The sequence below is a fragment of the Streptomyces sp. H27-H5 genome, from assembly GCF_026627505.1.
Classification (GTDB): Bacteria; Actinomycetota; Actinomycetes; order Streptomycetales; family Streptomycetaceae; genus Streptomyces.
Genome location: NZ_JAPNLK010000279.1, coordinates 1 through 1,524 on the forward strand (window position 1 = coordinate 1; position 1,524 = coordinate 1,524).

Sequence of the window (1,524 nt, forward strand, 5' to 3'; positions counted from 1 at the left end):
CGGAAGATTTCAAGTCCAGTGAGACGGTCGTGACGCTATGAGGTTTGTGGTGCGGTTTCGCGCCGCTTGGCCGGGTCGTTGATCCAGGCTTTCTGGGGTATCTCGGGTGGTCGGGGGCGGCGGCCGAAGCGTTCGGGGTGGCGGGCGTATGCCTGGGCGAGGGTGACCGCGCGCTGATCGCGGACCTCCTCGGCGGTTCCGAAGTGGACGGAGGCTGGGGTGTGCCAGCCGATGCCGGAATGCCGGTGTTCGTGGTTGTAGTACGCGATGAACGCATCGAACCATTCGCGGGCGTGGGCCAGTGAAGCGAACCGTTCGGGATAGTCCGACATGTACTTCGTGGTCTTGAACTGGGCCTCGCTGTAGGGGTTGTCGTTGGAGACCTTCGGACGCGAGTGCGATCTGGTTACCCCCAGATCGATCAGCAGCTGGGAGACCTTCTTGCTCGTCATCGAGGTGCCGCGGTCGGCGTGCACGGTCTCGGGCACGATGTGGTTGCGTGTGATGGCCTCCCGGATCAACTCCTCAGCGCGCTCTGCGGATTCGGCGGCCTCGACGGTGTGGCCGACGACGTAGCGGCTGAAGATGTCGATGATGACGTAGGCGTGATACCAGACGCCCTTGACTGGTCCGGCCGCCTTGGTGATGTCCCAGGTGAACACCTGCGACGGGGCGGTGGCGACCAGCTCGGGCACCGTTGTGGCGGGGTGGGTGGCCTGGCGGCGGCGTTCGCCGCTCTGGCCCCGCTCGCGCAGGATCCGGTACATCGTGGAGATCGAGCAGTGGTAACGCCCGGCGTCCAGCTCGCGGGCCCAGATCTGTGCGGGCGGCAGCTCGGCGTACTCGTCGCTGTTCATCAGCTCCAGTACCGAGGCCCGCTCTCTGGCCGCGAGGGCCGAGGGCTGGGCCTGCGGCTCGCGGGGTCTGCGCGGTGGCGGGGGCCGTAGCCGGCGATAGTGGGTGGCGCGGGAGCGGCCGGTCAGCCGGCACGCGGACGTGATGCCCAGCTCGCCTTCGATGCCGGTGAACGCGGTGTCCACAACCGGCTCGGCGGTGTGCTTCAGTCCGCGCTCTCGGAGATCATTTCCAAGAGCGCCGAAGCTTTTCCCAGGATTTCCAGTGCGGCCTTGTTCCTGGCCAGTTCCTTCTCCAGCCGTTCCACCTGGCGGCGCAGCTTCTCGTTCTCCGCCTCGGCGGCGGACCGCTTCGGCCTCGCCGGGCTGGTGCGCTTGTCGACGAGGTTCTCCAGGGCGCCGGCATCCCGCGCGGCCCGCCACTCGGTGACGTGGGAGTGGTACAGGCACTCGCGGCGCAAGACCGCACCCTTCTCATTCTTGGGTGCGGCGTCGTACTCGGCCACGATCCGCAGCTTGTACTCCGGACTGAAACTGCGGCGCTTCGGCCTCGGCGCCGGGTCGGATCCGGCGGGCTTGGTGCTGGTCATGAGGGGTGGGGTCTCCTGTCGCGCCCTCTCAGGCTAACCCGACAAAGCGGGACGTCTCACCCAAGGCTGACAGAGAGGGG

2 protein-coding genes are annotated in these 1,524 nt (G+C 67.3%); both read right to left on the bottom strand.

Annotation, left to right across the window (positions count from 1 at the left end):
- Positions 1-35: 35 nt before the first annotated feature.
- Positions 36-1,040 carry an IS3 family transposase gene (locus OTB19_RS42735; RefSeq protein ID WP_267804256.1) on the bottom strand — a complete coding sequence of 335 codons (1,005 nt, stop codon included), beginning with the start codon at positions 1,038-1,040 and terminating at the stop codon, positions 36-38.
- Positions 1,041-1,060: 20 nt separating this feature from the next.
- Positions 1,061-1,444: a hypothetical protein gene (locus OTB19_RS42740; protein ID WP_267804257.1), complete on the bottom strand. Its 384-nt coding sequence runs from the start codon at positions 1,442-1,444 to the stop codon at positions 1,061-1,063.
- Between the last annotated feature and the right edge of the window lie 80 nt (positions 1,445-1,524).

Coding starts and splice junctions, on each gene's coding strand:
- OTB19_RS42740 (WP_267804257.1), bottom strand. CDS start 1,444: ATGACCAGCACCAAGCCCGCCGGATCCGACCCGGCGCCGAGGCCGAAG.